The organism is Bradyrhizobium sp. USDA 4011 (assembly GCF_054063415.1).
The window spans coordinates 7,605,265-7,631,994 of record NZ_JBSSGG010000001.1; the positions used below are offsets into that span (position 1 = coordinate 7,605,265).

Annotated in this window: 28 protein-coding genes and 1 pseudogene; 20 read left to right on the forward strand and 9 right to left on the reverse strand. The window is 64.2% G+C overall.

Annotated elements, in window-relative coordinates:
• The first annotated feature begins 47 nt into the window (after positions 1-47).
• On the forward strand, positions 48-1,184 hold the full coding sequence (locus ACVW1C_RS35920; protein ID WP_456763262.1) for an MFS transporter: 1,137 nt from the start codon (positions 48-50) through the stop codon (positions 1,182-1,184).
• A gap of 67 nt (positions 1,185-1,251) precedes the next feature.
• Positions 1,252-1,425, forward strand: a complete 174-nt coding sequence (locus tag ACVW1C_RS35925) for a hypothetical protein (RefSeq protein ID WP_456762295.1) — start codon at positions 1,252-1,254, stop codon at positions 1,423-1,425.
• A 22-nt stretch (positions 1,426-1,447) separates the two neighbouring features.
• On the opposite strand, the gene ACVW1C_RS35930 is transcribed toward ACVW1C_RS35925, so the two are convergent.
• Together ACVW1C_RS35930 and yidD are read right to left on the reverse strand one after the other, a co-directional pair.
• Positions 1,448-1,615: a hypothetical protein gene (locus ACVW1C_RS35930; protein WP_172803646.1), complete on the reverse strand. Its 168-nt coding sequence runs from the start codon at positions 1,613-1,615 to the stop codon at positions 1,448-1,450.
• A gap of 103 nt (positions 1,616-1,718) precedes the next feature.
• Positions 1,719-2,072, reverse strand: a complete 354-nt coding sequence (yidD, locus tag ACVW1C_RS35935; protein ID WP_456763263.1) for a membrane protein insertion efficiency factor YidD — start codon at positions 2,070-2,072, stop codon at positions 1,719-1,721.
• A gap of 240 nt (positions 2,073-2,312) precedes the next feature.
• On the opposite strand from yidD, the gene ACVW1C_RS35940 reads away from it, so the two are divergent.
• Entirely contained in the window at positions 2,313-3,230 is a 918-nt protein-coding gene (locus ACVW1C_RS35940) for a hypothetical protein (RefSeq protein ID WP_456762296.1), read from the forward strand.
• Positions 3,231-3,251: 21 nt separating this feature from the next.
• Here ACVW1C_RS35940 and ACVW1C_RS35945 read toward each other — a convergent pair whose 3' ends face one another.
• Positions 3,252-3,698, reverse strand: a complete 447-nt coding sequence (locus tag ACVW1C_RS35945; protein WP_338827690.1) for an iron-sulfur cluster assembly scaffold protein — start codon at positions 3,696-3,698, stop codon at positions 3,252-3,254.
• Between the two features lie 240 nt (positions 3,699-3,938).
• Between ACVW1C_RS35945 and folE the strand changes: the two genes are divergently transcribed.
• From folE to ACVW1C_RS35965, 4 genes are all read left to right on the forward strand, one after another.
• Entirely contained in the window at positions 3,939-4,619 is a 681-nt protein-coding gene (folE, locus tag ACVW1C_RS35950) for a GTP cyclohydrolase I FolE (RefSeq protein ID WP_176530469.1), read from the forward strand.
• A gap of 28 nt (positions 4,620-4,647) precedes the next feature.
• A complete protein-coding gene (gene hisI, locus ACVW1C_RS35955) occupies positions 4,648-5,076 on the forward strand; it encodes a phosphoribosyl-AMP cyclohydrolase (protein ID WP_456762297.1) in 429 nt (142 codons plus the stop codon).
• Between the two features lie 112 nt (positions 5,077-5,188).
• Positions 5,189-6,193, forward strand: a complete 1,005-nt coding sequence (locus ACVW1C_RS35960) for a transglycosylase SLT domain-containing protein (RefSeq protein ID WP_456762298.1) — start codon at positions 5,189-5,191, stop codon at positions 6,191-6,193.
• A 161-nt stretch (positions 6,194-6,354) separates the two neighbouring features.
• Entirely contained in the window at positions 6,355-7,536 is a 1,182-nt protein-coding gene (locus ACVW1C_RS35965) for a DUF2336 domain-containing protein (protein ID WP_456762299.1), read from the forward strand.
• Between the two features lie 59 nt (positions 7,537-7,595).
• Here ACVW1C_RS35965 and ACVW1C_RS35970 read toward each other — a convergent pair whose 3' ends face one another.
• The 3 genes from ACVW1C_RS35970 to ACVW1C_RS35980 all read right to left on the reverse strand — a co-directional run bounded on the left by ACVW1C_RS35970 (position 7,596) and on the right by ACVW1C_RS35980 (position 9,623).
• Positions 7,596-8,174: an Hpt domain-containing protein gene (locus tag ACVW1C_RS35970; protein WP_456762300.1), complete on the reverse strand. Its 579-nt coding sequence runs from the start codon at positions 8,172-8,174 to the stop codon at positions 7,596-7,598.
• Positions 8,175-8,183: 9 nt separating this feature from the next.
• Complete coding sequence (locus ACVW1C_RS35975; protein ID WP_092115128.1) at positions 8,184-8,729, reverse strand: response regulator; 546 nt, start codon at positions 8,727-8,729, stop codon at positions 8,184-8,186.
• Positions 8,730-8,843: 114 nt separating this feature from the next.
• Entirely contained in the window at positions 8,844-9,623 is a 780-nt protein-coding gene (locus ACVW1C_RS35980; protein WP_176530474.1) for an NAD kinase, read from the reverse strand.
• Positions 9,624-9,785: 162 nt separating this feature from the next.
• On the opposite strand from ACVW1C_RS35980, the gene ACVW1C_RS35985 reads away from it, so the two are divergent.
• On the forward strand, positions 9,786-11,369 hold the full coding sequence (locus ACVW1C_RS35985) for a S10 family peptidase (RefSeq protein WP_456762301.1): 1,584 nt from the start codon (positions 9,786-9,788) through the stop codon (positions 11,367-11,369).
• A 129-nt stretch (positions 11,370-11,498) separates the two neighbouring features.
• On the opposite strand, the gene ACVW1C_RS35990 is transcribed toward ACVW1C_RS35985, so the two are convergent.
• Entirely contained in the window at positions 11,499-12,380 is an 882-nt protein-coding gene (locus tag ACVW1C_RS35990; RefSeq protein WP_456762302.1) for a LysR substrate-binding domain-containing protein, read from the reverse strand.
• A 182-nt stretch (positions 12,381-12,562) separates the two neighbouring features.
• On the opposite strand from ACVW1C_RS35990, the gene ACVW1C_RS35995 reads away from it, so the two are divergent.
• Positions 12,563-13,024, forward strand: coding sequence for a (2Fe-2S)-binding protein (locus tag ACVW1C_RS35995; protein WP_456762303.1), 462 nt, complete (start codon positions 12,563-12,565; stop codon positions 13,022-13,024).
• 2 nt (positions 13,025-13,026) lie between these two features.
• Positions 13,027-15,204, forward strand: a complete 2,178-nt coding sequence (locus ACVW1C_RS36000) for a molybdopterin cofactor-binding domain-containing protein (RefSeq protein ID WP_456762304.1) — start codon at positions 13,027-13,029, stop codon at positions 15,202-15,204.
• 230 nt (positions 15,205-15,434) lie between these two features.
• Here ACVW1C_RS36000 and ACVW1C_RS36005 read toward each other — a convergent pair whose 3' ends face one another.
• Positions 15,435-16,331 carry a DUF2189 domain-containing protein gene (locus ACVW1C_RS36005; RefSeq protein WP_456762305.1) on the reverse strand — a complete coding sequence of 299 codons (897 nt, stop codon included), beginning with the start codon at positions 16,329-16,331 and terminating at the stop codon, positions 15,435-15,437.
• A gap of 568 nt (positions 16,332-16,899) precedes the next feature.
• Here ACVW1C_RS36005 and coxB point away from each other — a divergent pair.
• The 9 genes and pseudogenes from coxB (at position 16,900) to ACVW1C_RS36050 (ending at position 25,229) form a co-directional block, all read left to right on the forward strand.
• Positions 16,900-17,733, forward strand: a complete 834-nt coding sequence (gene coxB / locus ACVW1C_RS36010; protein WP_456762306.1) for a cytochrome c oxidase subunit II — start codon at positions 16,900-16,902, stop codon at positions 17,731-17,733.
• Positions 17,734-17,804: 71 nt separating this feature from the next.
• Positions 17,805-19,580, forward strand: coding sequence for a cytochrome c oxidase subunit I (gene ctaD, locus ACVW1C_RS36015; RefSeq protein ID WP_456762307.1), 1,776 nt, complete (start codon positions 17,805-17,807; stop codon positions 19,578-19,580).
• Positions 19,577-20,281, forward strand: a complete 705-nt coding sequence (locus ACVW1C_RS36020; protein WP_456762308.1) for a cytochrome c oxidase subunit 3 — start codon at positions 19,577-19,579, stop codon at positions 20,279-20,281. The genes ctaD and ACVW1C_RS36020 overlap by 4 nt, the downstream gene beginning before the upstream one ends.
• Positions 20,282-20,296: 15 nt before the next feature.
• Positions 20,297-21,019, forward strand: coding sequence for a heme-copper oxidase subunit III family protein (locus ACVW1C_RS36025; RefSeq protein WP_456762309.1), 723 nt, complete (start codon positions 20,297-20,299; stop codon positions 21,017-21,019).
• A gap of 9 nt (positions 21,020-21,028) precedes the next feature.
• Positions 21,029-21,436: a cytochrome C oxidase subunit IV family protein gene (locus tag ACVW1C_RS36030; protein WP_456762310.1), complete on the forward strand. Its 408-nt coding sequence runs from the start codon at positions 21,029-21,031 to the stop codon at positions 21,434-21,436.
• 100 nt (positions 21,437-21,536) lie between these two features.
• Complete coding sequence (locus ACVW1C_RS36035) at positions 21,537-22,445, forward strand: heme o synthase (protein ID WP_456762311.1); 909 nt, start codon at positions 21,537-21,539, stop codon at positions 22,443-22,445.
• A gap of 129 nt (positions 22,446-22,574) precedes the next feature.
• Positions 22,575-23,897 (forward strand): annotated as a pseudogene (locus ACVW1C_RS36040) (efflux RND transporter permease subunit); the annotation flags it as partial.
• 181 nt (positions 23,898-24,078) lie between these two features.
• Positions 24,079-24,828 (forward strand): cation transporter, encoded by a 750-nt coding sequence (locus ACVW1C_RS36045; protein WP_456762312.1) that lies wholly within the window; start codon positions 24,079-24,081, stop codon positions 24,826-24,828.
• 140 nt (positions 24,829-24,968) lie between these two features.
• Positions 24,969-25,229, forward strand: coding sequence for a hypothetical protein (locus ACVW1C_RS36050; protein ID WP_456762313.1), 261 nt, complete (start codon positions 24,969-24,971; stop codon positions 25,227-25,229).
• 129 nt (positions 25,230-25,358) lie between these two features.
• On the opposite strand, the gene ACVW1C_RS36055 is transcribed toward ACVW1C_RS36050, so the two are convergent.
• The gene (locus ACVW1C_RS36055) at positions 25,359-25,916 is read right to left on the reverse strand and encodes a tetratricopeptide repeat protein (protein WP_456762314.1); all 558 of its coding nucleotides are present in this window, start codon (positions 25,914-25,916) and stop codon (positions 25,359-25,361) included.
• Positions 25,917-26,201: 285 nt separating this feature from the next.
• On the opposite strand from ACVW1C_RS36055, the gene ACVW1C_RS36060 reads away from it, so the two are divergent.
• On the forward strand, positions 26,202-26,513 hold the full coding sequence (locus ACVW1C_RS36060) for a His-rich protein BRANT (protein ID WP_456762315.1): 312 nt from the start codon (positions 26,202-26,204) through the stop codon (positions 26,511-26,513).
• Positions 26,514-26,730 lie beyond the last annotated feature (217 nt).

The following is a 26,730-nucleotide window of genomic DNA, read 5'->3' on the forward strand; positions in this document are numbered from 1 at the left end:
GGGTCTGCTATCAACGCGGCGTGAAACGCTTCGCTCCCACCGCATTGATGCTCGGCAATATCGTCACCGGCTGCTCGGTGCTGGCGCCGGCCGGCATGCTGTCGGAGCTGTCCAACGGGCTCGGCGTCACGATCCACGCCGCGGGTCTCCTGATCACCTTCGGCGCGATCGTGCTGTGCGTGGGCTCGCCGGTGACGGCGTGGCTGACCAGCCGGTTCGAGCGGCGGGCGCTGCTAACGGCGACGCTCCTGGTGCTGACGCTGACCAACGCGGCATCGGCCTTCGCACCCGACTACGACAGTCTCTTGATCATCCGCCTGGTGATGCTCGCGGTCGGTGTCCTCTACACGCCACAGGCGGCCGGCACCGCGGCGCTGATCGTGCCGGCGGCGAAGCGCGGCAGCACGATCGCCTATATCTTCCTCGGCTGGTCGCTCGCCGCTGCGATCGGGCTGCCGTTGATCACCTTGATCGCAAGCCGCTACGGCTTTCGCGCGACCTATGGCGCGATCGCGCTGACCGGGTTCGTGAGTTCCCTGCTGCTGTGGTGGCGGTTGCCCGGCGGACTGCATGGCGCGCCGGTCGACTTGAGGACCTGGGCCGATCTCGGCCGCAATCCGACCGTCATCCTGCTGTTGTCGATCACGACGTTGCAGATGTCCGGCCAGTTCGTGGTGTTCACCTTCATGGGGCCGCTGCTCGGCAAATTGACCGGCGCCAACGCGGACGCCGTCGGCATCGTGTTCGCGCTCTACGGCATCTTCGGGTTCGTCGGCATTGCGATCGCGACCCGCATCGTGGATTCCTGCGGTGCCTGGAAGACGTCGGTGCTGTTCACCGTGCTGCTGCTCGCCGGCGTGGCCGGCTGGGCGCTGAGCGCCGGCGCCTACGCATTGATGGCGGCCTCCGTTGCGGTGTGGGGCCTCGGCTTTGCCTCCACCAATTCGATGCAGCAGGTGCGTCTGGTCGGTGCGGCGCCGACGTTTGCATCGGCGTCGGTCTCGCTCAATACCTCTGTGCTCTATATCGGCCAGGCCATCGGCTCCGCGATCGGCGGATTGCTGTTCGCGCGCGAATGGCTCTACAGCGCGGGCTATGTGGCCACGGCCTTCGTCGCGGCGGCCCTTGCGGTCGTGGTCATCACGCGGCCGCGACAGACGGCGCGCGCTGCCGCAGCCGAGTGAGCCTCTTTTGCCGTAACGCGGTTCTTTGCGTGAACCTGCGCTTGTGCCGCTGGGTCGAGACCTTGACATGAATGCCGTCACCGCGATCGGTGTAGTTGGCGACGAAGGCAAAGGCCGAGTTGCCGCCGCGCAGCTTGCCGCCCATCCCGTAGAGCACACCGGGGCCCGTGTCGGGGGCTTGGCGCTGCGGCTGTTCGCGTTGGGCGCTGGTCGTGGTGCCGGCTTCCGGCTCTGCCGCTAGCCGGTGATCGACGCGCGACGCGTCACCACTTCACGCTCTGGCTGGGCACGATGAATGCCGTCGTGCTCGGCTTGTTCGGATTGTGGGTGAAGTAGCCGTAGGCGGCAACGATCACGACGAGCAGGGCAAGCACGGCCAGCAAATCGATCTGCCTGGGATCGTGACCGTTGTGGCTGAGTTTCCAGCGCATTGTTGTTTCCTCCCCAAGGGGGCGGCGAAACAATGCGCCAGGTATCGCCACAGTTCCGCCGGACAGCAATGCGCGCCGCGCTTGGGAGCCGGGCCGTAATAGATCAGCTGTCGTTGACGCCGCGCCAGCGGCCATAGCGCCAGGGCAGAAACCAGTGTGCCCCCGGCGGCCGCGCCTGTGGGACATTGTCGATGCCGGAGGTTCCCCACGGCTGGCAGCGCAGCAACCTTGCCAGCGTCATCCACCCGCCGGCCCATAGCCCGAAGCGCTCGATCGCCTCATCGCCGTAGACCGAGCAGGTCGGCAGATGCCGGCAGTTGTAGCCGACCAGTGGCGACAGCGTGTGCCGGTAGATCCAGATCAAGGCGCGGCCGAGATTGCGCGGCATGCGGCGCACGGCGTTGGCACATTCCGTGCATCGCGTGAGGTGTGTCGTTGAATGGCCGGTCGGTGACATACGCAAGTATGTACGTAATCTTGCGGGGGTTCCAAGCTAAGGAACTGTTCAATTGCAGATATTTGCGCCACAGTTTGTCATTATTGCACAGCACCGATGGCGCTGCAGCAAGGACTCTGTGGACGGTCCAGGTCAGCAACGCTACCGTTCCCATTGCGCGCCGATGACAGATTCGTGGCGCATTGCCATGGGGCCATTGCCACCGCTCGCATCACCAAGGGCTTGGGGGAAGGAACCAAATTGAGGCTCGTGAACTCGCTTTCATTGCGCAGTTGGGTGCTCACCGGCGCCGTTGTCTTTTGCTTCGCGGTTTCCGGCACCGCCGCATGGGCGGGTAACTCCCCGCAGGCCAGCCCGACCCTCGAAGAACGCAAGCTGCCGATGAAGTTCAGCTGGATCGCATGCCAGCCGAATTGCCGCGGCTGGGTGTCGGCGGTCGGCATCATCACGGCCGACAGCCCCAAGGAGTTCGACGAGTTCGCGCGCAGCCGCCAGCTCAGCGGCGCCACCATCGTGCTCGACTCCAGCGGCGGCTCGGTCAACGACGCGATCGCGCTCGGCCGCCGCTTCCGCGGTCTCGGCGCGCTGACCACGGTCGGCACCAGCGTCGTCAATGCGGCCGCGCAGGGCGACCGCGCCAGCGTGCTGCCGGATGCCTATTGCGAGTCGATGTGCGTGTTCCTGCTGTTGTCGGGCAAGACGCGCTATGTGCCACCGGCCGCGCACATCCGGGTGCATCAAATCTGGATGGGCGATCGCGCCGATGACGCCAAGGCCGCCAGCTACACCGCGCAGGACCTGATGATCGTCGAGCGCGATATCGGCCGGCTTGCCAAATACACCTTCGATATGGGTGGTGCGGGTGAGTTGTTGTCGCTCGCGCTCAGCGTGCCGCCGTGGGAAGATTTGCACGAATTGTCGGCGGCCGAGTTGCGGCTGACCAATCTCGTCACCACGGATGCAGTCGCCGACGTGCTGCCGCATCAGGACAACGCAATCCCGGTCGCCGAGGCGAAGCCGAAGAACGCCGATCGCTTCGTCAGCAGCGCGATGGAAGGCGAGGCGCTGCCGCAAGCCGCCAAGGCGACCAAGACCGCCGAGGCCGTGGTGCCGACCGGCGGCACCGCAGCACCGGCGCCGGTCCAGCCGTCGCAGTAGGGCTTACGCCGGCAGCAGGGCTTACGCCGGCTGCTTGGTCTTGGCCTCGATCTGGCCGATCGCATCGACCACGGCGTCGAAGGTCAGTAGCGTGGAGGCATGGCGGGCCTTGTAGTCGCGCACCGGCTCGAGCAGCGCGATGTCGGCCCATTTGCCGCCCTGCGGAGGCTGGCCATTTTCCTTCAGCATCTTGCGGACGGTCTCGCGCAATTCGCGTAGCTCGTCCGCGGTCGACCCCACCACATGGCTCGCCATGATCGAGGAGGAGGCCTGGCCGAGCGCGCAGGCCTTCACGTCATGGGCGAAATCCGTCACCACGGGGCCGTCCATCTTGAGGTCGACCTTGACGGTCGAACCGCACAATTTGGAATGGGCGGTGGCACTGGCGTCCGGCTCGGCCAGTCGTCCGAGGCGCGGAATATTGCCGGCCAACTCAATGATCCGCTTGTTATAAATGTCGTTCAGCATGGGGGTAGATGCCTGGTTCCGGCTGCGCCGGGCGCTCTTGGCGGCTGGGTCTCACCGTCCTATATATGAACGGCATCGTCCGAAACATAGCCCGGCTATGCTTCCACCGCGGGCCACTTGCGCCGCGGCGGTGCTACAAAGATGGGGACTCAGGCGCCCGGCGGTTCGACGATCCGCCCCGTCTGCCCGGTGACACATCCGGCCCAAAGGCAAATGCCTGGCCGGTCGAACGGAGAAGACATGGACGCCTTGATCAAATCGATTCGCCCCAACAAGCCGGCCGATGCGAAGGCCAGCGAGCTCGACCCCTCAGAATTCCTGGCGGCGGCCGTCCGTGCCGACCAGCCGCGCCCGTCGCGGGCGGAGGCCGAGGACGCCGTGAAGACGCTGCTCGCCTATATCGGCGAGAACACCGGCCGCGAGGGCCTGCTCGACACGCCGCGCCGCGTCGTCGAGGCCTATGACGAGCTTTATCAGGGCTATCATCAGTGCCCGGCCGAGGTGCTGAACCGTACCTTCGGCGAGACCGCCGGCTACGACGATTTCGTCCTGGTCCGCGACATCGAATTCACCTCGCAGTGCGAACATCACATGATGCCGTTCTACGGCAGGGCGCATATCGCCTACACGCCGGTGGAGCGCGTCGTGGGTCTCTCCAAGCTGGCGCGGCTGACCGATATCTTCGCCCGCCGCCTGCAGACCCAGGAGCATCTCACCGCGCAGGTCGCAGCCGCGATCGACGAGGTGCTGAAGCCCCGTGGCGTTGCCGTGCTGATCGAGGCGGAGCATACCTGCATGTCGGTGCGCGGCGTCGCCAAGCATGGTGCATCGACCTTCACCAGCCGCTTCACCGGCATGTTCCGCGACAATCCGGCGGAGCAGCAGCGTTTCCTGTCCCTGGTGCGAGGACCGAACCGGTAACCTCGCGTTTTCTCAAGCGAGGTTTTCCGTGTCTGCATCGACCCACGATCACGACCGCGAGGAAGGGTTGGCCTTCCAGCCCAAATTCGACGCGACAGGTCTTGTGACCTGCGTCGCGACCGATGCCGCGACCGGCGACGTGCTGATGGTCGCGCACATGAACGACGAAGCCCTGCGCAAGACGATCGCGACCGGCGAGGGTTGGTACTTCAGCCGCTCGCGCAATGCGCTGTGGCGCAAGGGCGAGAGCTCGGGCCAGACCCAGCGTGTGATCGAGATCCGGATGGATTGCGATCAGGACGCGGTGTGGATCAAGGTCGAGCAGATCGGCGCGGCCTGCCACACCGGACGGCGCTCCTGCTTCTATCGCGCCGTGAAGGGCGAGGGCGGCAATGTCAGCCTGTCCTTTGTCGACGACGAGCGGCTGTTCGATCCGGCGCAGGTCTACCGCAAATAGCGGGTCTCCTGCTGGGCTGTCTGGATCATCTTAACGCGCCGTTAACCATAATTACGGCAAGTTGAACGGACATGGGTGCCGATTGCCGGCGCCCGGCAAGGCACCCGGACAGATGGCGGTCGACCTCTTCAATGCGACGGCTTCGGCAGGTGTCGATGCTTCGCGCCTGAAGGTCGCCGGTTCGATCAAGCAGGCGGCCGCGACCACCGGCACGAGCTTCGAATATTTGCTCACGACCGCGAAGATGGAATCCAATTTCAATCCGCGGGCCGGCGCCACGACCTCGTCGGCGCATGGACTCTATCAATTCATCGACCAGACCTGGCTCGGTACCGTCAAGGAGGCCGGAAGCCAGCTCGGCTACGGCCAGTATGCCGACGCCATCACCAAGAATTCCGACGGCAGCTATTCGGTCAGCGATCCCACAGCGCGGAGCGCGGTCATGAAGCTGCGCGACGATCCCGATGCGGCGTCGTCGATGGCGGCGGTGCTGACGCAATCCAACAGCTTCAAGCTCACCGGCATGCTCGGCCGTCGCCCGACCGATGCCGAACTCTATATGGCGCATTTCATGGGCGTCGGCGGCGCCGGCAAGCTGATCTCGAGCGCCGAGGACAGCCCGAGCGCCAATGCCGCCGCGATGTTTCCGAAGGCGGCAGCCGCCAACCAGTCGATCTTCTACGACAAGTCGGGCAGCGCGCGCAGCGTCTCGCAGGTTTATTCGGTGTTGACCACGCGCTACGCCGCGGCTGCGAATTCGAACGACACGCGCACGGCGTTTGCCGCGGCGGGTGGCGACGCCATGTCGCCTTATGCGATCGCAAGCGCTGCGCCGACACAGGCGCCGGCCATGGACACCGCGTCCTATCTTTCGACATTCCCGAATGCCCGCGCGGCCTCATCAGCCGGTGCGAACTCGGCCGTCGCATCGGCACAACCGGCGCCGGCCTTCCGATCGCTCTACCAGGGCGGCGACCGTGCGGAGCCGATCTCGCCGGCGGTGCAGGAATTGTGGGGAAATTCCGCATCGCTGACCGCGTCGGCGACGCCAAAGGTCCGCGCGCCCGGGCGGCTTGATCTGTTCAGCGACCCGAACGGCACCTACAGCAGCGGCTAGATTGCTGGCTTCGCAGGTGCGTTGGCGCGCCGTGGCCGTCTTAACGAAACGTCAATAATCCCAAACGTTTATGGTGAACCCTTTGTTAAGCGTCATGGTTTATTTTTCCTTGTAGTGGCGTCGTATGTCGATGCCGTCTCGTTGCGTAAGCCGGCAGGACCATGATCGTTCGGCAGTTCATTAGTTGGATTAGGACCGCTCCAGCAGGCGAGCGGGCAGAGGCGACGCGGGCGTTGGCCCGAGCCTGGCTCATTTCGGATCTCACCGAAGACGACCGCATCGCAGCCGAAGGCGCGCTGCTGATGCTGCTCGACGACCCGTCGCCGCTGGTGCGACAGGCGATGGCCGAGGTGTTTGCATACAGCGTGGAGGCGCCGGCTACGATCGTGCAGGCGCTGTCGGCCGACCAGCCGGCGATCGCGCTGCCGGTGCTGGAGCATTCACCGCTGCTGATCGATGCGGACTTGGTCGACATCGTCGCGACCGGCTCCGACGAGATGCAGTGCGCGATCGCGCGCCGTGCCAATCTGCCGGCCTCGGTCGCCGCGGCGATCGCCGAAGTCGGCTCGGCGGCGGCCGCGCTCGAGCTGATCGAAAATCCCTATGCCGGCCTCGCGCCATTCTCCTGGGACCGCATCGTCGAGCGCCACGGCCATCTCGCCGCCATCAGGGAATCGATGCTGCAGCTGGAAGATTTGCCGTCGGCGACGCGGCTCGCGCTGGTCGCAAAGCTCTCCGACACGCTGGCGCAGTTCGTCGTCGCGCGAAACTGGCTCGGCGCCGACCGCGCCGACCGCATCGCCGGCGAGGCGAAGGAGCGCTCCACGGTGAACATCGCCGCGCGTGCCTTCGGCGACGACATGCAGAACCTGATCACGCATCTGCGCGCCACCGGCCAGCTCACCGCCGGGCTGATCCTGCGCGCGCTGCTGTCGGGCAATCTCGACCTGTTCGGGGCTGCGCTCGCCGAACTGTCCGGACTGCCCTATGGCCGGGTTTCCGCGCTGTTGAACGACCGCGGCGGCAACGGCCTGCAGGCGCTGCTGCGTCGCGCCGGCCTGCCGGAATCCACCTACGCGGCGTTCCGCGTCGCGCTCGAGGCCAGCCACGAGGTCGGCTATGTCGACAGCGGCGACGGTGCCGCGCGGCTGCATCGCCGCATGGTCGAGCGCGTGCTGACCCATTGCGAGACCGATCATTCGGCGGCCGAACCACTTCTGATCCTGCTGCGACGCTTCGCGACGGAATCGGCCCGCGAGGATGCGCGCGTGTTCTGCGAGGAGCTCGCCGCGGAAGACGCGGTCGCGGTGCTGCCTTACGACGACGATCTGATCGCGGCCTGACAGCCGCGTTTTCCGTGATTGACGATGATTGAAGCCGTGGCCGCCGCCGCGGCGCGCGGCTATTCGCCAGGTGCGATGCTCGGCGCGAGGATGGCCTCGAGATGCTCGGGCCGGTCGCGGTTGGCGTGGGTCAGGAATTCATCGGCGATGCCGCGGAGCTGCTTGCTCAGCACGCCGGCCACGACCGCGGTGTCGAGCTTGGTGCGGTTGCGTACGATCGCCTGCACGGCGTTGATGTGGTGGGCGATCAGCTGCTGCGGCACCGCGGCGAGGTCGGGCGCGTGCTCGATGATGCGGCACAGGCTCTCGGCCGCCGCCGCCGCCGAGGGATAACCGAATGTCGCGGCATCGCCCTTGATGTCGTGCGCGGCGCGGAACAGCTCCTCGCGCGTCTTGTCGTTGAAGCCCTCGCGCTGCACCGTGGCGTGCGCGGCGGAGAGGCGGTCGGCCTCGATCGTCATCCATTCCTTGAACTCGCCCGACAGCCCGGCGAGCGCCTTTTCGGCGCGGCCGACCGGATCGTCGAGATCGCTCTCGGGAACGCGCAGCAGCACCTTGCGCAGCGGGTTCGGCTGCGTGATGACATGGTGGGTGCCGAAACTCTTGACCTCGATCGTCCCGGGTTTGTCTTTCGCCATGGCGATATCCTAAATGGTCGAGCGCGCCTTCTCGAGCAGCGACGGCTGTTGCAGGATTTCGACCTCGCCGCTGCCGCGGCGTTCGGGGCCGATATAGGTGTTGGTGGTGTTGCGGCGGCGGTCGGGACCGAAATAGGTCTTGGTCTTGATGAACGGGCGCGGGTTGGCGACCACGTTCATGATGCGCTGGTAGAGGCCCTTGGCCGAGATCGGCTTGGCCAGGAATTCGGTGACGCCGGCATCGCGCGCCACGGTGACACGGCGCTTCTCGGAATGGCCGGTCAGCATAATGATCGGCGCGTAGGGATTGCCCTTGGATTCCGGCTGCCGGATCATCTGCGCAAGCTCGAGGCCGTCGAAGATCGGCATCGACCAGTCGGTGATGACGATGTCGGGCACGTAATGGGTGTACATCTCGAGCGCGGTGGCGCCGTCCTCGGCCTCATAGACCTCGCGCGCGCCGAACGAATGCAGCAGCGTCCGCAGGATGCGGCGCATGTGCGGATTGTCGTCGCAAATCAAAAATCGCAGCTTGTTGAAATCGATGCGATACATGGTCCGGTCCCGAACGGGCATACCGGGCCAATGCGGTATTACCCGACGTTAACCATATCCCGCCCGGGGTTAATGATTGGTTGCCGGGCAAGGGGAGCAAGGGACGGCGCGCCGTCAGTAGCCGAACTGCTCGCGCAGGATGCGCTCTTCGAGCGAATGGCCGGGATCGAACAGCATCCGCATCGCGATCGTCTTGTCGGAGAGCACCTCGACCCGGCGGACGTCGCGGACCTCGTCATGGTCGGCGACCGCGGCGACCGGGCGCTTCTCATCCTCGATCACCTCGATCACCACGAAGGCGGAATTCGGCAGCAGCGCGCCGCGCCAGCGCCGCGGCCGGAACGCGCTGATCGGGGTCAGCGCCAGCAGCGCCGCGTTGATCGGCAGGATCGGACCCTGGGCGGAGAGGTTGTAGGCAGTCGACCCGGCCGGCGTCGCCACCAGAATGCCGTCGGCCATCAGCTCGGGCATCCGCTCATGCTCGTCGATCAGGATGCGCAGCTTGGCGACCTGGTAGGTCTGCCGGAACAGCGCGACCTCGTTGATGGCGTGATGTAGATGCACCGCGCCGTGGATGTCGGTCGCGCGCATCAGCAGCGGATTGATCAGCGACTCCCGCGAGGCCGCAAGCCGCGTGCGCAGATCGTGCGTCGAATATTCGTTCATCAGGAAGCCGACGGTGCCGCGATGCATGCCGTAGATCGGCTTGCCGCTGCGCATGTTGGCGTGCAGCGTCTGCAGCATCAATCCGTCGCCGCCGAGCGCAACCACGACGTCGGCATCGGCGGCCGAATGGTTGCCGTACATCGCGGTCAGCTGCTCGAGCGCGGTCTGCGCTTCCGCGCTCGCGCTGGCGACGAAGGCGATCTTGTCATACCGCTTGGAGCTAGCCATCGCTCACGAACTCGTTTGGCACGGAACACGCCGCGCTCGTCTATACATCCCGGGCGGCCTTGTCGAGATGGTCCGGAAACGGACCACATGCCTTGCGGGTGCAGCCAAGCTAGCGCAGTTTGCGGATGAAATGCGTAAATGTCGGCCCAGGGAGTGAACGGCATGGCTAACAGTTTTGCGACACGGCTCACCGCGGCGTTGCTGGTGGCCTGCCTCGCAACCGCGGTGCGGGCCGACGACGAGACCCCGCAACCGTCGCCGTCGCCGAGCGCGCAGGCCCCAAGCGGTCAGAACCCAAGCGGCCAGAAGGGACGGGCAGGGCGCGGCGAGGCCGGCTCCGGCGCCAGCGCCGCGGCCAACACGCCTGCCGCCGAGCAGCACCGCCTGCCGCCGGATTCCACGACCAAGCAATCGGTCGCGCTGCCCGGCCGCACGCTGAACTTCAGCGCGACCGCGGGCTCGATCCGCGTGTTCGACGAAAAGGGAGAGCCGCTCGCCGACATCGCCTACACCTCCTATCAGCTCGATGGCGCCGAGAAGGCGAGCCGCCCGGTGACGTTCCTGTTCAACGGCGGGCCGGGCTCCGCATCGGCCTGGCTGCAATTCGGCAATGTCGGGCCGTGGCGACTGCCGTTCGACGGAGCGGTATCGTCGGCCTCGCCGGAGCTGCAGCCGAATGCGGATACCTGGCTCGATTTCACCGATCTTGTTTTCATCGATCCGGTCGGCACCGGCTACAGCCGTTTCGTCACCACCTCGGAGGATGCGCGCAAGCGCTTCTTCACCGTCGATGGCGACGCCAATTCGATCGCACTGGTGATCCGCCGCTGGCTGGAGAAGTACGACCGGCTGACCTCGCCGAAATATGTCACCGGCGAAAGCTATGGCGGCATTCGCGGGCCGAAGGTGGTGCGCAATCTGCAAATGCAGCAAGGCGTCGGCGTCCGCGGCCTGATCCTGATCTCGCCGGTGCTCGATTTCCGCGACTATACCGGCACCAGCATCCTGCAATATGTCGCGAGCCTGCCGACCATGACGGCGGTCGCGCGGCAGGCGAAGGGACCGGTGACGCGCGACGATCTCGCCGACGTCGAGGGCTATGCGCGGGGCGATTTTCTGCTCGATCTCGTCAAAGGGCAGGCCGATACCGAGGCCACCGCGCGGCTCGCCGACAAGGTCGCGAGCCTGACCGGCATCGATCCGGCAGTGAGCCGCAGGCTCGCCGGCCGCTTCGACATCGGTGAATTCCGCCGCGAGTTCGATCGCAAGAACGGCAAGGTGACGGGCCGCTACGACGCCTCGGTCGAAGGCTTCGATCCCTATCCGGACTCCAGCTACTTCCGCTTCAACGATCCGTCCGGTGATCCCCTGATGGCACCCTTGACCAGCGCCGCCGTCGACCTCACGACGCGCAGACTGAACTGGCGACCGGATGGTTCCTATCATCTGCTCAGCGAAAGCGTGAACAAGGGCTGGGAGTTCGGCCACGGCATCAGCCCGCCGGAGTCGGTGACGCAGCTGCGCCAGATGCTGGCGCTCGACCCCAAGCTGAAGCTCCTGATCGGTCACGGCCTGTTCGATCTCGCGACGCCGTACTTCGCCTCGAAGATCATCCTCGACCAGCTGCCGGCCTTTGCGGGTCCGAGCCGCACCAGGCTCGCGGTCTATCCCGGCGGCCACATGTTCTACTCCCGCGACGGCTCGCGCCAGGCATTCCGCAAGGAGGTCGAGGCGCTGGTGAAGTGAGCGGAATATCGCTGCCGATCGGAGTGGAGTAGCGGACGGAGCGTGATCTCTTTCCGACGTCGTCCCGCGCGATCTGCCGGATGCATTCGGCACGTACACCACCTGCTCATTTCGATGCAACGTCGCGCTTTACCCGTACGTCTCCACAATGAAGTCGATCAGGGCGCGGAGCTTCGGCGTCATCTTGCGGTTCTTCGGCCACAGGATCTGGCGCGCGCGGCTTTGCGTCGTGTAATTCGGCAGCAGCACCTTGAGCCGTCCCGCGGCGATGTCGTCGGCCAGCAGCTCGTCGCGCATCAGCACGATGCCTGCGCCGGCCAGCGCTGCGTAGCGGATGCCAAACGCGTTGTTGATGGTCAGGCGGCTTCCGACATCGACATGGACCTCGCCCTCCGGTCCGAAGAAAGTCCACCTTCGCGCATCCGACCAGCCCGGATAGCGCATGCATTCATGGTGGATGAGATCCCCCGGATGCGTCGGTGTGCCGCGTTCGGCGAGATAGCTCGGCGCAGCGCACACTACGCCTGTGTAGGGCGACAACGAGCGCGACATCATGGTGGAGTCGGTCAGCGTGCCGACGCGGATCGCGGCGTCGAGGCCTTCCTCAAGCAGATCGACCATCCTGTCGCTGAGCACCAGGTCGACCGAAACCTCCGGATATTTCCTCATGAAGCGGACCAGCGCGGGCGCCAGGCTGTACGACCCGAAGGCGACCGAGGTCGCCACGCGCAGCTTGCCGCGCGGCGCGCTCAACGCTTCCTCGACCAGCGCATCGCCGGCCTCGGCCTGTTCCAGCAAATGCTTGCAGTGATCGAGATAGCTGCGGCCGAGCTCGGTGAGGCCCTGCCGCCGCGTCGACCGGTTGATCAATTGCGAGCCGAGCCGGTCCTCGAGAAAACGGATATGCTTGCCGATCATGGTCGGCGAGATCCGCAGCTCTTTGGCCGCCGCGGTGAAGGAGCCGAGATCGGCGACGCGGGCGAACACGGCCATGCTGGTCAGTCGGTCCATGGATTATAAACCAATGGTTATTTCATTGCGCATCATCGCGCCGCTTATGCGGCATTGGAATTGGATTTATTACCAAAAATGAGTAATCGTCGCGAATGAGCGTTCGATCGCTTTGGAATGTCGCGGTTGCGCCCGGCGGGGCGCAGTCCGGACGGGTCTCGAACCAGGACAGGAGTGTCAGGATGCCTTTCCAGATCATGATCAATGGGACCAGTCATTCGGTTGATGCCGATGGCGATACGCCGCTGCTGTGGGTGCTGCGCGACGTGCTCGGCATGACCGGCACCAAGTTCGGCTGCGGCATGGCGCTGTGCGGCGCCTGCACGGTGCATCTCGACGGCAGCGCGGTGCGCTCCTGCATCACGACGATCGACAGCATCGGGGACTCCAAGATCACGACCATCGAGGCGGTCGGCGGGACGCCGGCCGGCAAGAAGATCCAGGACGCCTGGCTCGCGCATGAGGTGCCGCAATGCGGCTACTGCCAGTCCGGGCAGATCATGTCCGCCTCCGCCTTGCTCGCAAGCAAGCCGAAGCCGACCGATGCTGATATCGACGACGCGATGTCGGGTAACATCTGCCGCTGCGGCACCTATGTGCGCATTCGCGAAGCCATCAAGCAAGCCGCGCAGTCGGGAGGTTGATCATGACGCTGATGAACAATGTGTCCGAGCGTTCCGCCGATCTGTCGCGCCGCAACTTCCTTCGCGCCAGCGCAATCGCAGGCGGCGGCCTGCTGCTCAGCGTGAGCCTGCCGTTCGCCAGCCGCGAGAGCGAAGCCGCGGCCGCCGGTGACTTCGCGCCGAATGCCTTCATCCGGATCGGCGGCGACGGCAAGGTCGTGCTCACCATGCCCTATGTCGAGATGGGGCAGGGCACCTACACCTCGATCCCGATGCTGATCGCCGAGGAGCTCGAGATCGGCCTGACGCAGGTTCAGCTCGAGCACGCGCCGCCGAGCGACAAGCTCTATGCCAACCCGCTGCTCGGCGTTCAGGCTACCGGCAATTCGAATGCGATGCGCGGCGCCTGGCAGCCGATGCGCAAAGCCGGCGCCACGGCGAAAGCGATGTTGGTCGCGGCCGCGGCGAAACGCTGGAACGTCGAACCCGGCTCGTGCCGCGCCGAGAACGGCGAGGTGCATCATGCGGCGTCGGGACGCAAGCTTGGTTACGGCGAATTGGCGGCCGACGCGGCGCAGATGCCGGTGCCGGAGAACGTGACACTGAAGAGCCCGGCCGAGTTCAAGCTGATCGGCACACCGGCCAAGCGACTCGATACGCCCTCCAAGATCAACGGCTCGGCGGTCTACGGCATCGACGCGCGGCCGCCCGGCGTGAAGATCGCGACGCTGGCGCAGTCGCCGGTGTTCGGCGGGCGGGTCAAGCATGTGGATGATGCGGCGGCGAAAGCCGTCAACGGCGTGCGCCAGATCGTGAAGCTCGATGACGCGGTCGCCGTGGTGGCCGATCACATGGGGGCGGCGAAGAAAGGTCTCGCGGCGCTCACGATCGAGTGGGACGAGGGGGCTCACGCCAAGCTCGCCACGTCAGATATCGCGCGCGAGCTCGAAGCCGCCACCACGAAGCCGGGCGCGGTCGCACAGAATATCGGCGACGCCGACAAGGCGCTGGCGGGCGCGGCGACCAAACTCGAGGCAAGCTATCAGCTGCCGTTCCTCGCCCATGCGACGATGGAGCCGATGAACTGCACCGTGCATGTTCGCGCCGACGGCTGCGAAATCTGGGTCGGCAACCAGGCTCTCTCGCGCGTGCAGGCGGTGGCCGCGAAGATGCTGGACCTTCCGCCGGAGAAGGTGGTGGTGCACAATCACCTGCTCGGCGGCGGTTTTGGCCGCAGGCTCGAGGTCGATGGTGTCATTCGCGCCGTACAGATCGCAAAGCAGGTCGATGCGCCGGTCAAGGTGGTATGGACCCGCGAGGAGGACATCCAGCACGACATGTACCGGCCGTACTGGTGCGACCGGATTGCGGTCGGCCTCGATGCGGCCGGCAAACCGGTGGCCTGGAGCAACCGCTTCGCCGGTTCTTCCGTCATTGCGCGATGGGCGCCCCCGGCGTTCCGCAACGGTCTCGACCCCGACACGACAGAAGGCGCGATCAATCTCGTCTATGATATTCCGAACTTCCACGTCGAATATGTCCGGGTCGAGCCGCCCGGCATTCCGACCGCGTTCTGGCGCAGCGTCGGGCCCTCGCACAACGTGTTCGTCACCGAAAGCATGATCGACGAGATGGCGGCGGCCGCCAGGCAGGACCCGGTCGAATATCGCAAGGCGCTGCTCGGCAAGTCGCCGCGCGCCAAGGCGGCGCTCGATCTCGCGGCGGCCAAGGCCGGTTGGGGCGGCAAGCTGCCTGCCGGACGCGGCCGCGGCGTGTCGCTGCAATTCGTGTTCGGCAGCTACCTCGCACAGGTCGCCGAGGTCGAGGTTGCCAAGGACGGTTCGGTCCGTGTCCATCGCGTCGTCTGCGCGATGGATTGCGGCACCGTCGTCAATCCCGACACCGTGCAGGCGCAGCTGCAGAGCGGCGTCAATTTCGGGATCACCGCCGCGCTCTATGGCGAAATCACGCTGAAGGACGGTCGCATCGAGCAGAGCAATTTCGACAGCTACCAGATGCTGCGGATCGATCAGGCCCCGGCCATCGAGGTCCATATCGTGCCGAGCACCGAGCCGCCGGGCGGCATGGGCGAGACCGGGACATCGGGAATCGTGCCTGCGATCAGCAATGCGATCTTCGCGGCAACCGGCAAGCGGCTGCGAAAGATGCCGGTCGAGCCGGCGGTGTTGAAGCAGACGTAAGCTACCGGCCGTCATGGCCGGGCTTGTCCCGGCCATCCACGTCCTTTCTTATTCGATTGGAGTGAAGACGTCTATGCCCGGGCATAGGCGAGCGGAAGCGACGCCGTCCTTCGGACGGCGATGCCCGCGCACAACGGAATGCCGGCGCGATCGTGAACCCGGGCGGATTGGCGCCCTGCAATTGATCCGTGCGAGGCGGTTCGCCAATCTCAAGTTCGCCCCTCGTATCACTAACGCTCACGGCTCCACGGGAAGAGAGAGGCCGGGAAATCGGCCGCGTAGCGGTGACCGATCGGCGGGCGGGGCTCTTCTTGCGGAGGATTCGGGTCAGGCTCGATCACCTTCCTGTAAAGATGCCAAGTCGCATGACCAAGCACCGGCAGAACGACGCAGAGACCGACGAAGAATGGCAGTGAGCCCACGGCCAGCAATACCGCAACGATCAGTCCCCACGCGGCCATCTCAATTGGATTCATCATCACGGCCCGTATCGAGGTGCGGATCGCGTCGATCGCTGTCGCATGGCGGTCGAGCATCAGTGGAAACGAGACGACGCTGACGCATAGGGCAACCAGGGCGAAAAGGAAGCCGACGCCGCATCCGATGATGATGAGCGACCAGCCTTCGGGGGTCGTCAACACACGTTCTGCGAAATCAGGGATGCTCGCAGCCGGCGCATAGCCGAAAGTCGCAATGTAGATCGCGTCCGCGGCGGCGATCCAGACCCCGAACAGAACGAACAGGAGAATGCCAAGTTCGAGCATGGCGCCGAACGACGGCGCGCGCAGCACCTGCATTGCATCCCAGGCTCCTGGCTCCTCTCCCCGCTCGCGGCGGCGGCTCAGTTCATAGAGGCCTAATCCGGCGAAAGGACCGATCAGGGCGAAGCCGGCGGCGAGCGGAAACAGCAGCGGCAGCACCGAATAGCCGATCACAAGCCTGAACAGGACAAGTCCGAGGACGGGGTACATCACGCACAGGACGATTGCGTGGGTCGGGATGGCCTTGAAGTCTTCCCAGCCGAGGCGCAGCGCATCGCCTAGGTCGGAAAGGCTGATCTTGCGAACGACAAAGGCGGTCGAGACGCCAAACAATTGCAGTTTGGGTCGTGCGAATACGGTGGTCATGGTTCCGGTCTCCTTGCTTGTGCCCGCAGGGGAACGGAGCGCCATCAACACACGCACATCCGCCTCATGCGCGAAAATCGCGACTGAGTCCGGCAAATCAGATTCAACCAGAAGGAGCTTGCCGGACGACATCCGTCGCAACCGGTCCAGTAAAACTAGTCCGATGCGCGGCAGAAGCAAGGAGGCGAACGCGGTCGGGAGAAATTGTGCATTGGCACAAGCCGGGTTTTGCGGTGCACCATGTGATGGCGGGTCCCGATCGGTGCTCTCCGGCACGCAATGCATTCGCGCCAACGCGCGCCGGACAGAGGCGGGACATACTCCTCTATTGACGCCGGGCTCGACGAGTACCATCTTGAATGCACTGAACGCCCCCAAGCTCCGATGAGATTGCGGCCGTGACGTTGATCCTTTGTCATGATGTCCCAGCGTCGCGACCGGCAGAATGGGCGAGGCAAAAGGCACGGTGATGGTGTACGTGACACCATACCTTTGACACCATACCTTTGACGTGAGCTCCGCCCTTTCGTTCGTCTCCGTAGCCTTCAATGGCAAGGAGGAATGAGGGATGGCTGTCGCGCTCATACTGCTCCTGGTTGCAGTCGCCTCGGTGCTGTTTCACATCTACAGCCCGTGGTGGTGGACGCCGATCGCCTCGAACTGGCGCTACATCGACGACACGATCAATCTGACGTTCTGGATCACCGGGGCGGTTTTCTGCGCGGTCATCGTATTCATGGCTTACTGCGTGTTCCGCTTCCACCACAAGGAGGGACGGCGGGCCGCCTACAATCCCGAAAACAAGAAGCTCGAATGGTGGCTCAGCATCGTGACGGCAGTCGGCGTCGCCGCCATGTTGGCGCCCGGCTTGGTCGTCTGGCACCAGTTCGTCACCGTTCCCGACGACGCGACCGACGTCGAGGTCGTTGGACAACAGTGGATGTGGAGTTATCGGCTTCCGGGAAAAGACGGCCGGCTCGGCACGTCAGATGCGCGCCTGATCAGCTCCGACAATCCACTCGGGTTGAATCCCAACGATCCGAACGGACAGGACGACATCGTCATTCAAAGCGACGATCTGCATCTGCCGGTTGGGAAGCCGGTGAAGGTGTTGCTCCGCTCAATTGACGTTCTGCATGATTTCTACGTGCCCGAGTTCCGGGCCAAGATGGACATGATACCTGGCTCCGTGACCTATTACTGGTTCACGCCCACCCGCACCGGAACATTCGACGTCCTCTGTGCGGAGCTGTGCGGTGTCGCGCACGCGCAGATGCGGAGCAGGGTCATCGTGGAGGAAGCGAAAGAATATCACGCGTGGCTCGAGAGGCAGCGGACGTTTGCGGAGTTGTCAGGCCAGCACGACGTCGCGAAGGCCGCGTACAGGACTGGTAGCGAATGAACATGCCGACGAGGATCAGCCGGATATGAGGTGAACTCGTCGCTGAGCGGAAGACCAAGGAGGGTATTCCGATGGTCGATATCCCGTTTGATGAGGTCGCAGGCATTCCGCCCGCCGAAGTAGGTGAGGTCGAGCTCTATCACCCGCACAGCTGGTGGACGAGATACGTCTTTTCGCAGGACGCCAAGGTTATCGCCGTCCAGTACTCGATCACGGCGATGTCGATCGGAATGGTTGCGCTGGTGCTGTCGTGGATGATGCGGCTGCAACTGGGATTTCCCGGCACATTCTCCTTTATCGATGCCAATCAGTACCTTCAGTTCATCACCATGCACGGCATGATCATGGTGATCTACCTGCTCACGGCGTTGTTCCTCGGCGGCTTCGGCAACTACCTCATCCCGCTGATGGTCGGCGCGCGGGATATGGTCTTCCCCTACGTGAACATGCTGAGCTACTGGGTCTACCTGCTCGCCGTGCTGGTGCTGGTCGCGACGTTCTTCGTGCCCGGTGGGCCGACCGGCGCCGGCTGGACGCTTTATCCACCCCAGGCAATTCTCTCCGGCACCCCCGGGCAGGATTGGGGCATCGTTCTCATGCTGGCTTCGCTGATCCTGTTCATCATCGGTTTCACGATGGGCGGGCTCAATTATGTGGTGACGGTGCTGCAGGCCCGCACGCGCGGCATGACGTTGATGCGGATGCCCCTGACGGTGTGGGGCATCTTCACGGCCACCGTGATGGCGCTGTTGGCCTTCCCGGCGCTGTTCGTCGCCTCGGTGATGCTGTTGCTGGACCGTCTCCTGGGAACCAGCTTCTTCATGCCGACGCTGGTCGAGATGGGCCAGCTGACGAAGTATGGCGGCGGCAGCCCGATCCTGTTCCAGCATCTGTTCTGGTTCTTCGGCCACCCCGAAGTCTACATCGTCGCCTTGCCGGCCTTCGGTATCATTTCCGATCTGATCAGCACTCACGCCCGAAAGAACATCTTCGGCTATCGCATGATGGTTTGGGCGATCGTAGCCATCGGCGCTCTCAGCTTCGTTGTATGGGCGCACCATATGTATGTGAGCGGCATGAACCCGTATTTCGGGTTCTTCTTCGCCACCACGACGCTCATCATCGCCATCCCGACTGCGATCAAGGTCTACAATTGGGTGCTGACCCTGTGGCGCGGTGACATCCATCTCACGGTACCGATGCTGTTCGCGCTCGCGTTCATCATCACGTTCGTGAACGGCGGCCTGACCGGACTGTTTCTCGGTAACGTGGTTGTGGACGTTCCGCTGTCGGACACGATGTTCGTTGTCGCGCACTTCCACATGGTGATGGGTATCGCGCCGATCATGGCCGTGTTTGGCGGGATCTATCACTGGTATCCGAAAGTCACCGGACGCATGCTCAACGAGGCGCTTGGGCGATTCCACTTCTGGGTGACGTTCATCGGGGCTTATGCAGTCTTCTTCCCTATGCACTATCTGGGCCTGCTCGGGATGCCCCGCCGCTATCACGATATCGGCGAGACAGCCTTTGTCCCGGCATCGGCCCACGACCTCAATGCGTTCATGAGCGTGGCGGCGCTGATTGTCGGCTTCGCCCAGCTTGTCTTCCTGTTCAATATCATCTGGAGCCTGTTCAAAGGAAAAGAGGCGGGCAGCAACCCCTGGGGAGCCGCCTCGCTGGAGTGGCAGACACCGGAGACGCCGCCGGGGCATGGCAACTGGGGCAAGGAGCTCCCGATCGTCTATCGCTGGGCCTACGACTACAGCGTGCCCGGCGCCGCCAGGGATTTTGTGCCGCAGAATGAACCGCCGGCCGGATTGGCGACGCAGGGAGCCCATCCGTGAGTGCCATCATCCTGTTCATTGCTACAATTGCAGCGATCGCGGGATGGTGGCTCTCGCAGCAACGGCTGGCTGCCAAGCCGTGGCTGGAGCAGGGCGTGGCCGTCGATCTTCGCGGTGAGCGCGGTTCGTCCGTGCCGACGGCGAAGATCGGATTGGGCGTGTTTCTCGCGGTCGTCGGCTCGTTGTTCGCGCTCCTGATCAGTGCTTACTCCATGCGCAACAGCTTGGTGGACTGGCGGGAGCTGCCCCTGCCCAGGCTATTGTGGTTCAATACGGGCGTCCTGGTCATCAGCAGTTTGGCGCTTCAATGGGCGCTGATGGCCGCGCGACGGGACGACATTGACGGCTTGATCGTCGGCCTGCTGATCGGCGGAGTATCCGCCATGACCTTCCTGGCCGGGCAGTTGTTGGTCTGGCAGCAGCTGAATGTCGCCGGCTATTTCGTGGCGTCCAATCCGGCCAATTCCTTCTTCTACCTGATCACCGCGGTGCACGGACTGCATCTGATGGGCGGTCTGGTGGCGCTCGGCAGGACGACCGCGAAGGTGTGGCGTGGCGCTCCGATGATGCAGATGCGCTTGAGCGTGGAGCTCTGCGCCATCTATTGGCATTTCCTGTTGTTGGTCTGGCTGATCTTGCTCGGTCTGCTGACGGGCTGGACCGACAATTTCATCGACATCTGTCGCCAGATGCTCACCTAGCGAGGGCGGGAAGCGATGACGGACACCACACTTGCAACCCCCAAGCCGTCGCCCGGAACGATACCCGGATTGCGCGGCATCGCCGCGGACTGGGCCTCGGACCAGCGTGCCTTCAAGCACGTGTCCTGGGGGAAGGCCATGATGTGGATCTTCCTGCTGAGCGACACCTTCATCTTCAGCTGCTTCCTGCTGTCGTACATGACGGCGCGAATGTCGACGACCGTGCCGTGGCCCAATCCCAGCGAAGTCTTCGCGCTCAATCTCGGCGGCAAGCACATCCCGCTCATCCTGATCGCGATCATGACTTTCATCCTGATCAGCAGCAGCGGGACGATGGCGATGGCCGTCAACTTCGGCTACCGCAGGGATCGCGTCAAAACGGCAGCCTTGATGCTGGCCACCGCGGCATTTGGCGCGACGTTCGTCGGAATGCAGGGCTTCGAATGGACCAAGCTGATCATGGAGGGCGTACGGCCCTGGGGCAACCCGTGGGGCGCGCCGCAATTTGGCGCCTGCTTCTTCATGATCACCGGCTTCCACGGCACCCACGTGACCATCGGCGTGATCTTCCTGATCGCCATCGCGCGAAAGGTTTTGCGGGGAGACTTCGACGTCGAACGGCGTGGCTTTTTCACGAGCCGGAGGGGGTACTACGAGATCGTCGAGATCATGGGCCTGTACTGGCACTTCGTCGATCTGGTGTGGGTATTCATCTTTGCCTTTTTCTATCTCTGGTGAGGTTGGCGCATGACAAACGCAGCGGTACATGTGGAAGGGCAGGCAACGCAACATGCGCTGCACGCGTATGTGCACGACGCAGTCGCATCAGGAGCCACGCACGCAGAGGGCCAGCAGCATCCGATCAAGCTCTATCTCGTGGTCTGGGGATGGCTGTTCGTGCTCAGCACCTGCTCATACCTCGTCGACTTCTTTGGCATCCATGGCCATCTCCGCTGGTCACTGATCCTGCTGTTCATGGTGCTGAAGGCCGGCCTGATCGTTGCCGTGTTCATGCACATGGCCTGGGAACGGTTGGCGTTGGCCTACGCCATCCTGTTGCCGCCGGTGCTCGTGCTGGTCTTTGTAGGGATCATGGTGTTCGAATCCGACTATACGCATCTGCTTCGGGTCATGTTTTTCGCGTCAGCGAGCTAGAGGCAGGACGGCTGAGAACTCGCCACGTCGACTGGGAGTCTGCGAAGAAGGCCTTCAACCGATGGCCTTTCGAGTATCGAACTGACGAGGGATCAATCTCGTGCAAATCAACCGCTCAATTCTTCGCCGGAGCTATACGAACATCGGAGACTACGTCGCACTGACGAAACCGCGCGTCATGTCGCTGGTCGTCTTCACCGCACTGGTCGGTCTCATGGTCGCACCAGGCGGCATCGATCCCGTGACCGGCCTCATTGCTCTTGCTTGCATAGCTGCAGGCGCTGGCGCCGCAGGTGCGCTCAACATGTGGTACGACGCCGACATCGATGCGGTGATGGCGCGTACCGCCATCCGTCCAATTCCTGGCGGCCGTGTAACGCGCCCGGAAGCGTTGGTTTTCGGATTGATGCTCGGGACGTGCGCCGTCCTGGCCCTCGGCACTTTGCTGAACGTGGCCGCTGCTGCACTCCTTGCTTTCACGATTTTCTTCTACGTCGTCGTCTACACGATGTGGCTCAAACGCCGAACACCGCAAAATATCGTCATTGGCGGTGCCGCTGGCGCACTCCCTCCAGTGATCGGCTGGGTCGCGGTCACTGGAAACGTCGGGCTCGAGCCGCTCATCCTGTTCTTGATCATCTTCCTTTGGACGCCACCCCACTTCTGGGCGCTGTCGCTCAATCTTGCCGGAGAATATGCTCGCGCCGGTGTGCCGATGTTGCCGGTCGTCGCCGGCAAGACCGAAACAAAGCGCCAGATTCTTCTCTATAGCGTGCTTTTGGTTCCGATCTCACTGCTGCCTTGTGCACTGGGATTCGCGGGGGCCGTCTACGGCGCGGCCGCGGCGATGCTGGGAGCGACCATGATCTTTCTCGCATGGCAAGTACGTCGGAGCCACGACAAGGAAAGGCGGCCAGCTCGTCGCTTGTTCGTGTTTTCGATGCTTTATCTGGTGCTTCTTTTTGGTGTGCTGCTGATGAATACTGCACCCTACGCTCAGTCCTATTGACTCGCCGCATTCGAATCGACAGCCGCAGGGCTTACCTTCTTCCTCTCCCGGCGCGACCGGGCTTGTCCGATAAACCGGTGCAGTTGTGAACAAGGTGACCTTTTCAGCACCTGTCCTTTGTGAGACTATGGCGACACGCTCGACGGCCTGATCGCCGAGATGGACAGGGCGCTGCAGTTCCCCGGCGTCTCGAACGCTTGGACAATGCCGATCAAGGCGCGCATCGACATGCTGTCGACCGGGATCCGGACGCCGGTCGGCGTCAAGGTGATCGGCCCCGATCTCGCCGTGATCGACAAGCTCGCCCGCCAGATTGAGCAGGTCGTGAAGGGCGTGCCCGGCACCTCGTCGGCCTATGCCGAGCGCGGCCTCGGCGGCTACTACCTCGAGATCACGCCGAACCGCGAGGCGTTATCGCGCTACGGCATCGCGGTGCAGGACGCGCAGAACACGATCGCGACCGCGCTTGGCGGCCAGACCGTCACGACGACGGTGGAGGGACGCCAGCGCTTCACCGTCAACATGCGCTATCCGCGCGACCTGCGCGACAATCCGGGCGCGATCGCGAGCGACATCCTGGTGCCGATGCCGGCGGGCGGCGCCGTGCCGATCGGCGAGGTCTCCGATATCACGCCGGCGCGCGGGCCGACCACGATCCGGACCGAGAACGGGCAGCTTGCGACCTACATCTATGTCGACATCCGCGATCGCGATCTCGGCGGCTATGTCGCGGATGCGCAGCGCGCGGTGCAGGCCGCCGTGCAGTTTCCGCCAGGAGCCTATGTGATCTGGAGCGGGCAATACGAATATCTGGAACGCGCCGCGGCGCGGCTCAAGATCGTGGTGCCGGTGACACTTCTGATCATCTTCCTGCTGCTCTACCTCAACTTCCGCTCGGTGGCGGAGACCGTGATCGTGATGCTGTCGCTGCCGTTCGCGCTGGTCGGCGGGCTCTGGCTGATGTGGGCGCTCGGCTTCAACCTGTCGGTTGCGGTCGCGGTCGGCTTCATCGCGCTCGCCGGCGTCGCCGCCGAGACCGGTGTCGTGATGCTGATGTATCTCAACCATGCGCTGGCCGAGGTCACCGCGCGTCGCGTCGCCGAGGGCCACGCGATCGGTCGCGACGATCTCAACCACGCGATCATCGAGGGCGCGGTCGAGCGTGTCCGGCCGAAGATGATGACGGTGGCTGCCATCATGGCCGGGCTCTTGCCGATCATGTGGAGCACCGGCACCGGCTCCGAGATCATGCAGCGCATCGCGGTGCCGATGATCGGCGGCATGATCTCGTCGACCTTGCTGACGCTGATCGTGATTCCCGCGATCTTCGCCGTCGTGAAGGGCATAGCACTTCGCGTGAGGATGCCGGGAGCGGATGTCGTTACGCCGGTCGCGCGACAGCGTGTAGCAGGGGTTGGGAATTCGTCGGCTGCTTCAAGCCGGATTGAATGATACCCTGCGGGGGTAGATAGGATGGCGGTTCGCGGCCGACTGATTTGCAGTCGGGGTGAGGGGGAGGCGAGTTCGGGGCGATCACGCAGGTGTTGGTGCGGTTGACGATGTCTGGCTCCAGGCGGATCGGCTTGAATGCGTTGCGCGGGCGGCCTTATCTTGTGGCCTGGAAGGACAAGCGATGAACGATTGTTGCGAGCAGAAGACGTCCGAATGCTGTGCGCCACCGCCGCTAACGTTGCCGAAGAAGGCTGGCGCGCCGGCGTTGGATCGCAACCTCATGGGTGATGCGTGCGGCTGCTCGGGCGGTGTTCCGGTGTTTGACGGCCTCGATCCGCGCTACAAGCGCGTGCTCTGGACCGTCATTGCCGTCAATGGCGCGATGTTCCTGACCGAGATGATCGCAGGTCAGCTTGCCGGATCGCAGGCGCTCAAGGCGGATGCGCTCGACTTCCTTGCCGATACCGTCACCTATGGGCTGAGCCTTGCGGTGATCGGCGCCGGCTTGCGGATGCGTGCGTCGGCGGCGCTGCTGAAGGGCGCCTCGCTGAGCCTGATGGCGCTCTGGGTCCTCGGCTCGACGGTCTACCAGACCCTCATTCTCGGTGTGCCGAAGGCCGAGGTGATGGGCGCAATAGCGACGTTGGCGCTTGCGGCGAACCTGTCGTCCGTTCTGCTGTTGCTGCCCTACAAGAATGGTGACGCCAATGTCCGTTCGGTCTGGCTCTGCTCGCGCAACGATGCGATCGGAAATCTCATCGTGATGGTGGCCGCGCTCGGCGTCTGGGGAACGGCCTCCGCCTGGCCCGATCTGGCGGTCGCCGCCGTGATGGCGATGATATTCCTCACCTCGTCGGTGCAAATTCTGCGGCAGGCCTGGGCCGAGTATCGCGAGGCGGCGCTGCGCAGCCCGACGGCGGCGCATGGCTGATTGAGCCCCAATGCCCGTGTGCTGCGGCCAGAGGCGTGGCGCGGGAATTCGCCTTGCATTTACCTTAAATGATGGCGCCGTGGGAACGTCCGTGGCAGCGGCGCGTTGCTGTGCATCATTCGTGCGCAGAAGGGCAGTCCATGACAGTCAACGCGGCAATACTGATGGCGGCCTTGGTGCTGTCGGGGACCGTGTTGGCGCAGAGCTCCGGTCCATCGGCCGGCTCGGCGGGAGCCGGGCAGGCCGCCAACGTCACCACCACCGGCCAGGCGCTGAACACCAGCAAGAAGACCGGCGACAGTGGCCCGCCAATCGAGAAGGCGGCGAAGCCGGATGACGGCAGCACGGTGGGCGCGAGCCGCCCGCAAAAGCCGGACCGCCGCCTCGAGCACTACCCGTAGGCTGCGGAGCCCAAGCAAGGCAATCACCTCCAGGATGGGTTACTCATCCTGTCGCAGCGGCATCGATCAGCAAAAAGCCGGCGCAGTCATTATGACTACGCCGGCTTGATGTTTGGACGGTTCGCTTGCTCAGTAAACCAGGCCGGTGCCCGGGGGCTTCTCCAGCGCGGCGGCGAGCGAGCGATATTCGTCGCTGTTGGTGCCGGCGAGCTGGGCGATGCGGTTCAGGTGGTATTGCGCCTGATCGCGGTTGCCCTGTTCGACCTGCCAGAGGCCGTAATACTGCCAGGTACGCACATGGGCCGGGTCGGCCTTGAGCGCGCGCTCGTACCAGATCTGCGAGACCTTGTAGTCGCCGAGCTTGCGATAGGAATAGCCGATCAGGTTGGCGACGTCGGCACGGTCATCCTGGCCGAGCGCCTTCAGCTGCTCGATCGCGGCGGTATAGTCGTGCTTGTCGTAGATCGTGGCATAGGCGGCGTGATAGCCGGCCAGGAACTTCTGATCGTCGATCGCGGAGCTCTTGTCCTTCTTCGCCTTCTTGCCCTTGCTGCCGCTGTCGGAAGCCGGCGGGGAGGGATTGTCGCCGCCTGCGGCGTGGGCCGAGATGACCGGCCCGGCGGCGAGGGTCATCGAGAGCACTGCGAGGCCCAAAAACTTCCAAAGAAACGTCGGCGACTTGCTCATTCCTAGTTGCTCCTGATCGTTCCGATCGTGCTCGGTAATCCTACACCCAAGCCTGCTGACTTGAACACCCGAGGGTGCAGAACATTCCCGCCCGGTCCCACGATTGCGTGACTCTCGCAATCGGCTGGCAGGGGCGGCCAACATGACCAAGATGTCATTCACATGAATGAATTCCGTCAGCGTCCTTCAGAACGGGTTCAGTGCGCGGCCCATAAGGTCACGTGCATTGATCGGTGAGGCCGACCATCCGGCCGGAGACCTCTCGATCCCGCAGAGGAGACCACCATGCTGAAGACGATTTCCGCCGCGCTGCTCGCCATGTCCGTGATCGCAGCGCCCGCGCTCGCCGCCGAGGCCGCTACGCCCGCTCCGGCGACCACGACCGCCCCGGCGACCAAGGCCGCCCCCGTCATCAAGAGCGAGCAGCTGCCCTCGAAGGTGCGCAACGCCAACGCCAAGATGCACCACAAGCACTATCGCCATCACCGCCACCACAACCACATGGGCATGCTGAAGGCGAAGGCGCCGAAGCATGCGACCAAGCACGTCCATGCGAAGGTCGCCACCAAGCACGTCGCGCCGGCCAAACGCGGCTGATCAAGCGCGGCTGAGCCTGATCCGAAGGGCGTCGTTCGATCCACATTGCCCCGCTGCGCCCTTGGGATGCAGAACCGGCCCGTCCGTCCATTGCTTCCCCAATGGCGGCGGGCCGGAGTGCGTCGGGACTTCCGTTGCGAGGCTGGGCGCCGGCTCGGCGGGAACAACCGAGTTGCGAATTCCCCGCCTGGCGGTTTATGAGACGCGGCCGGGGACT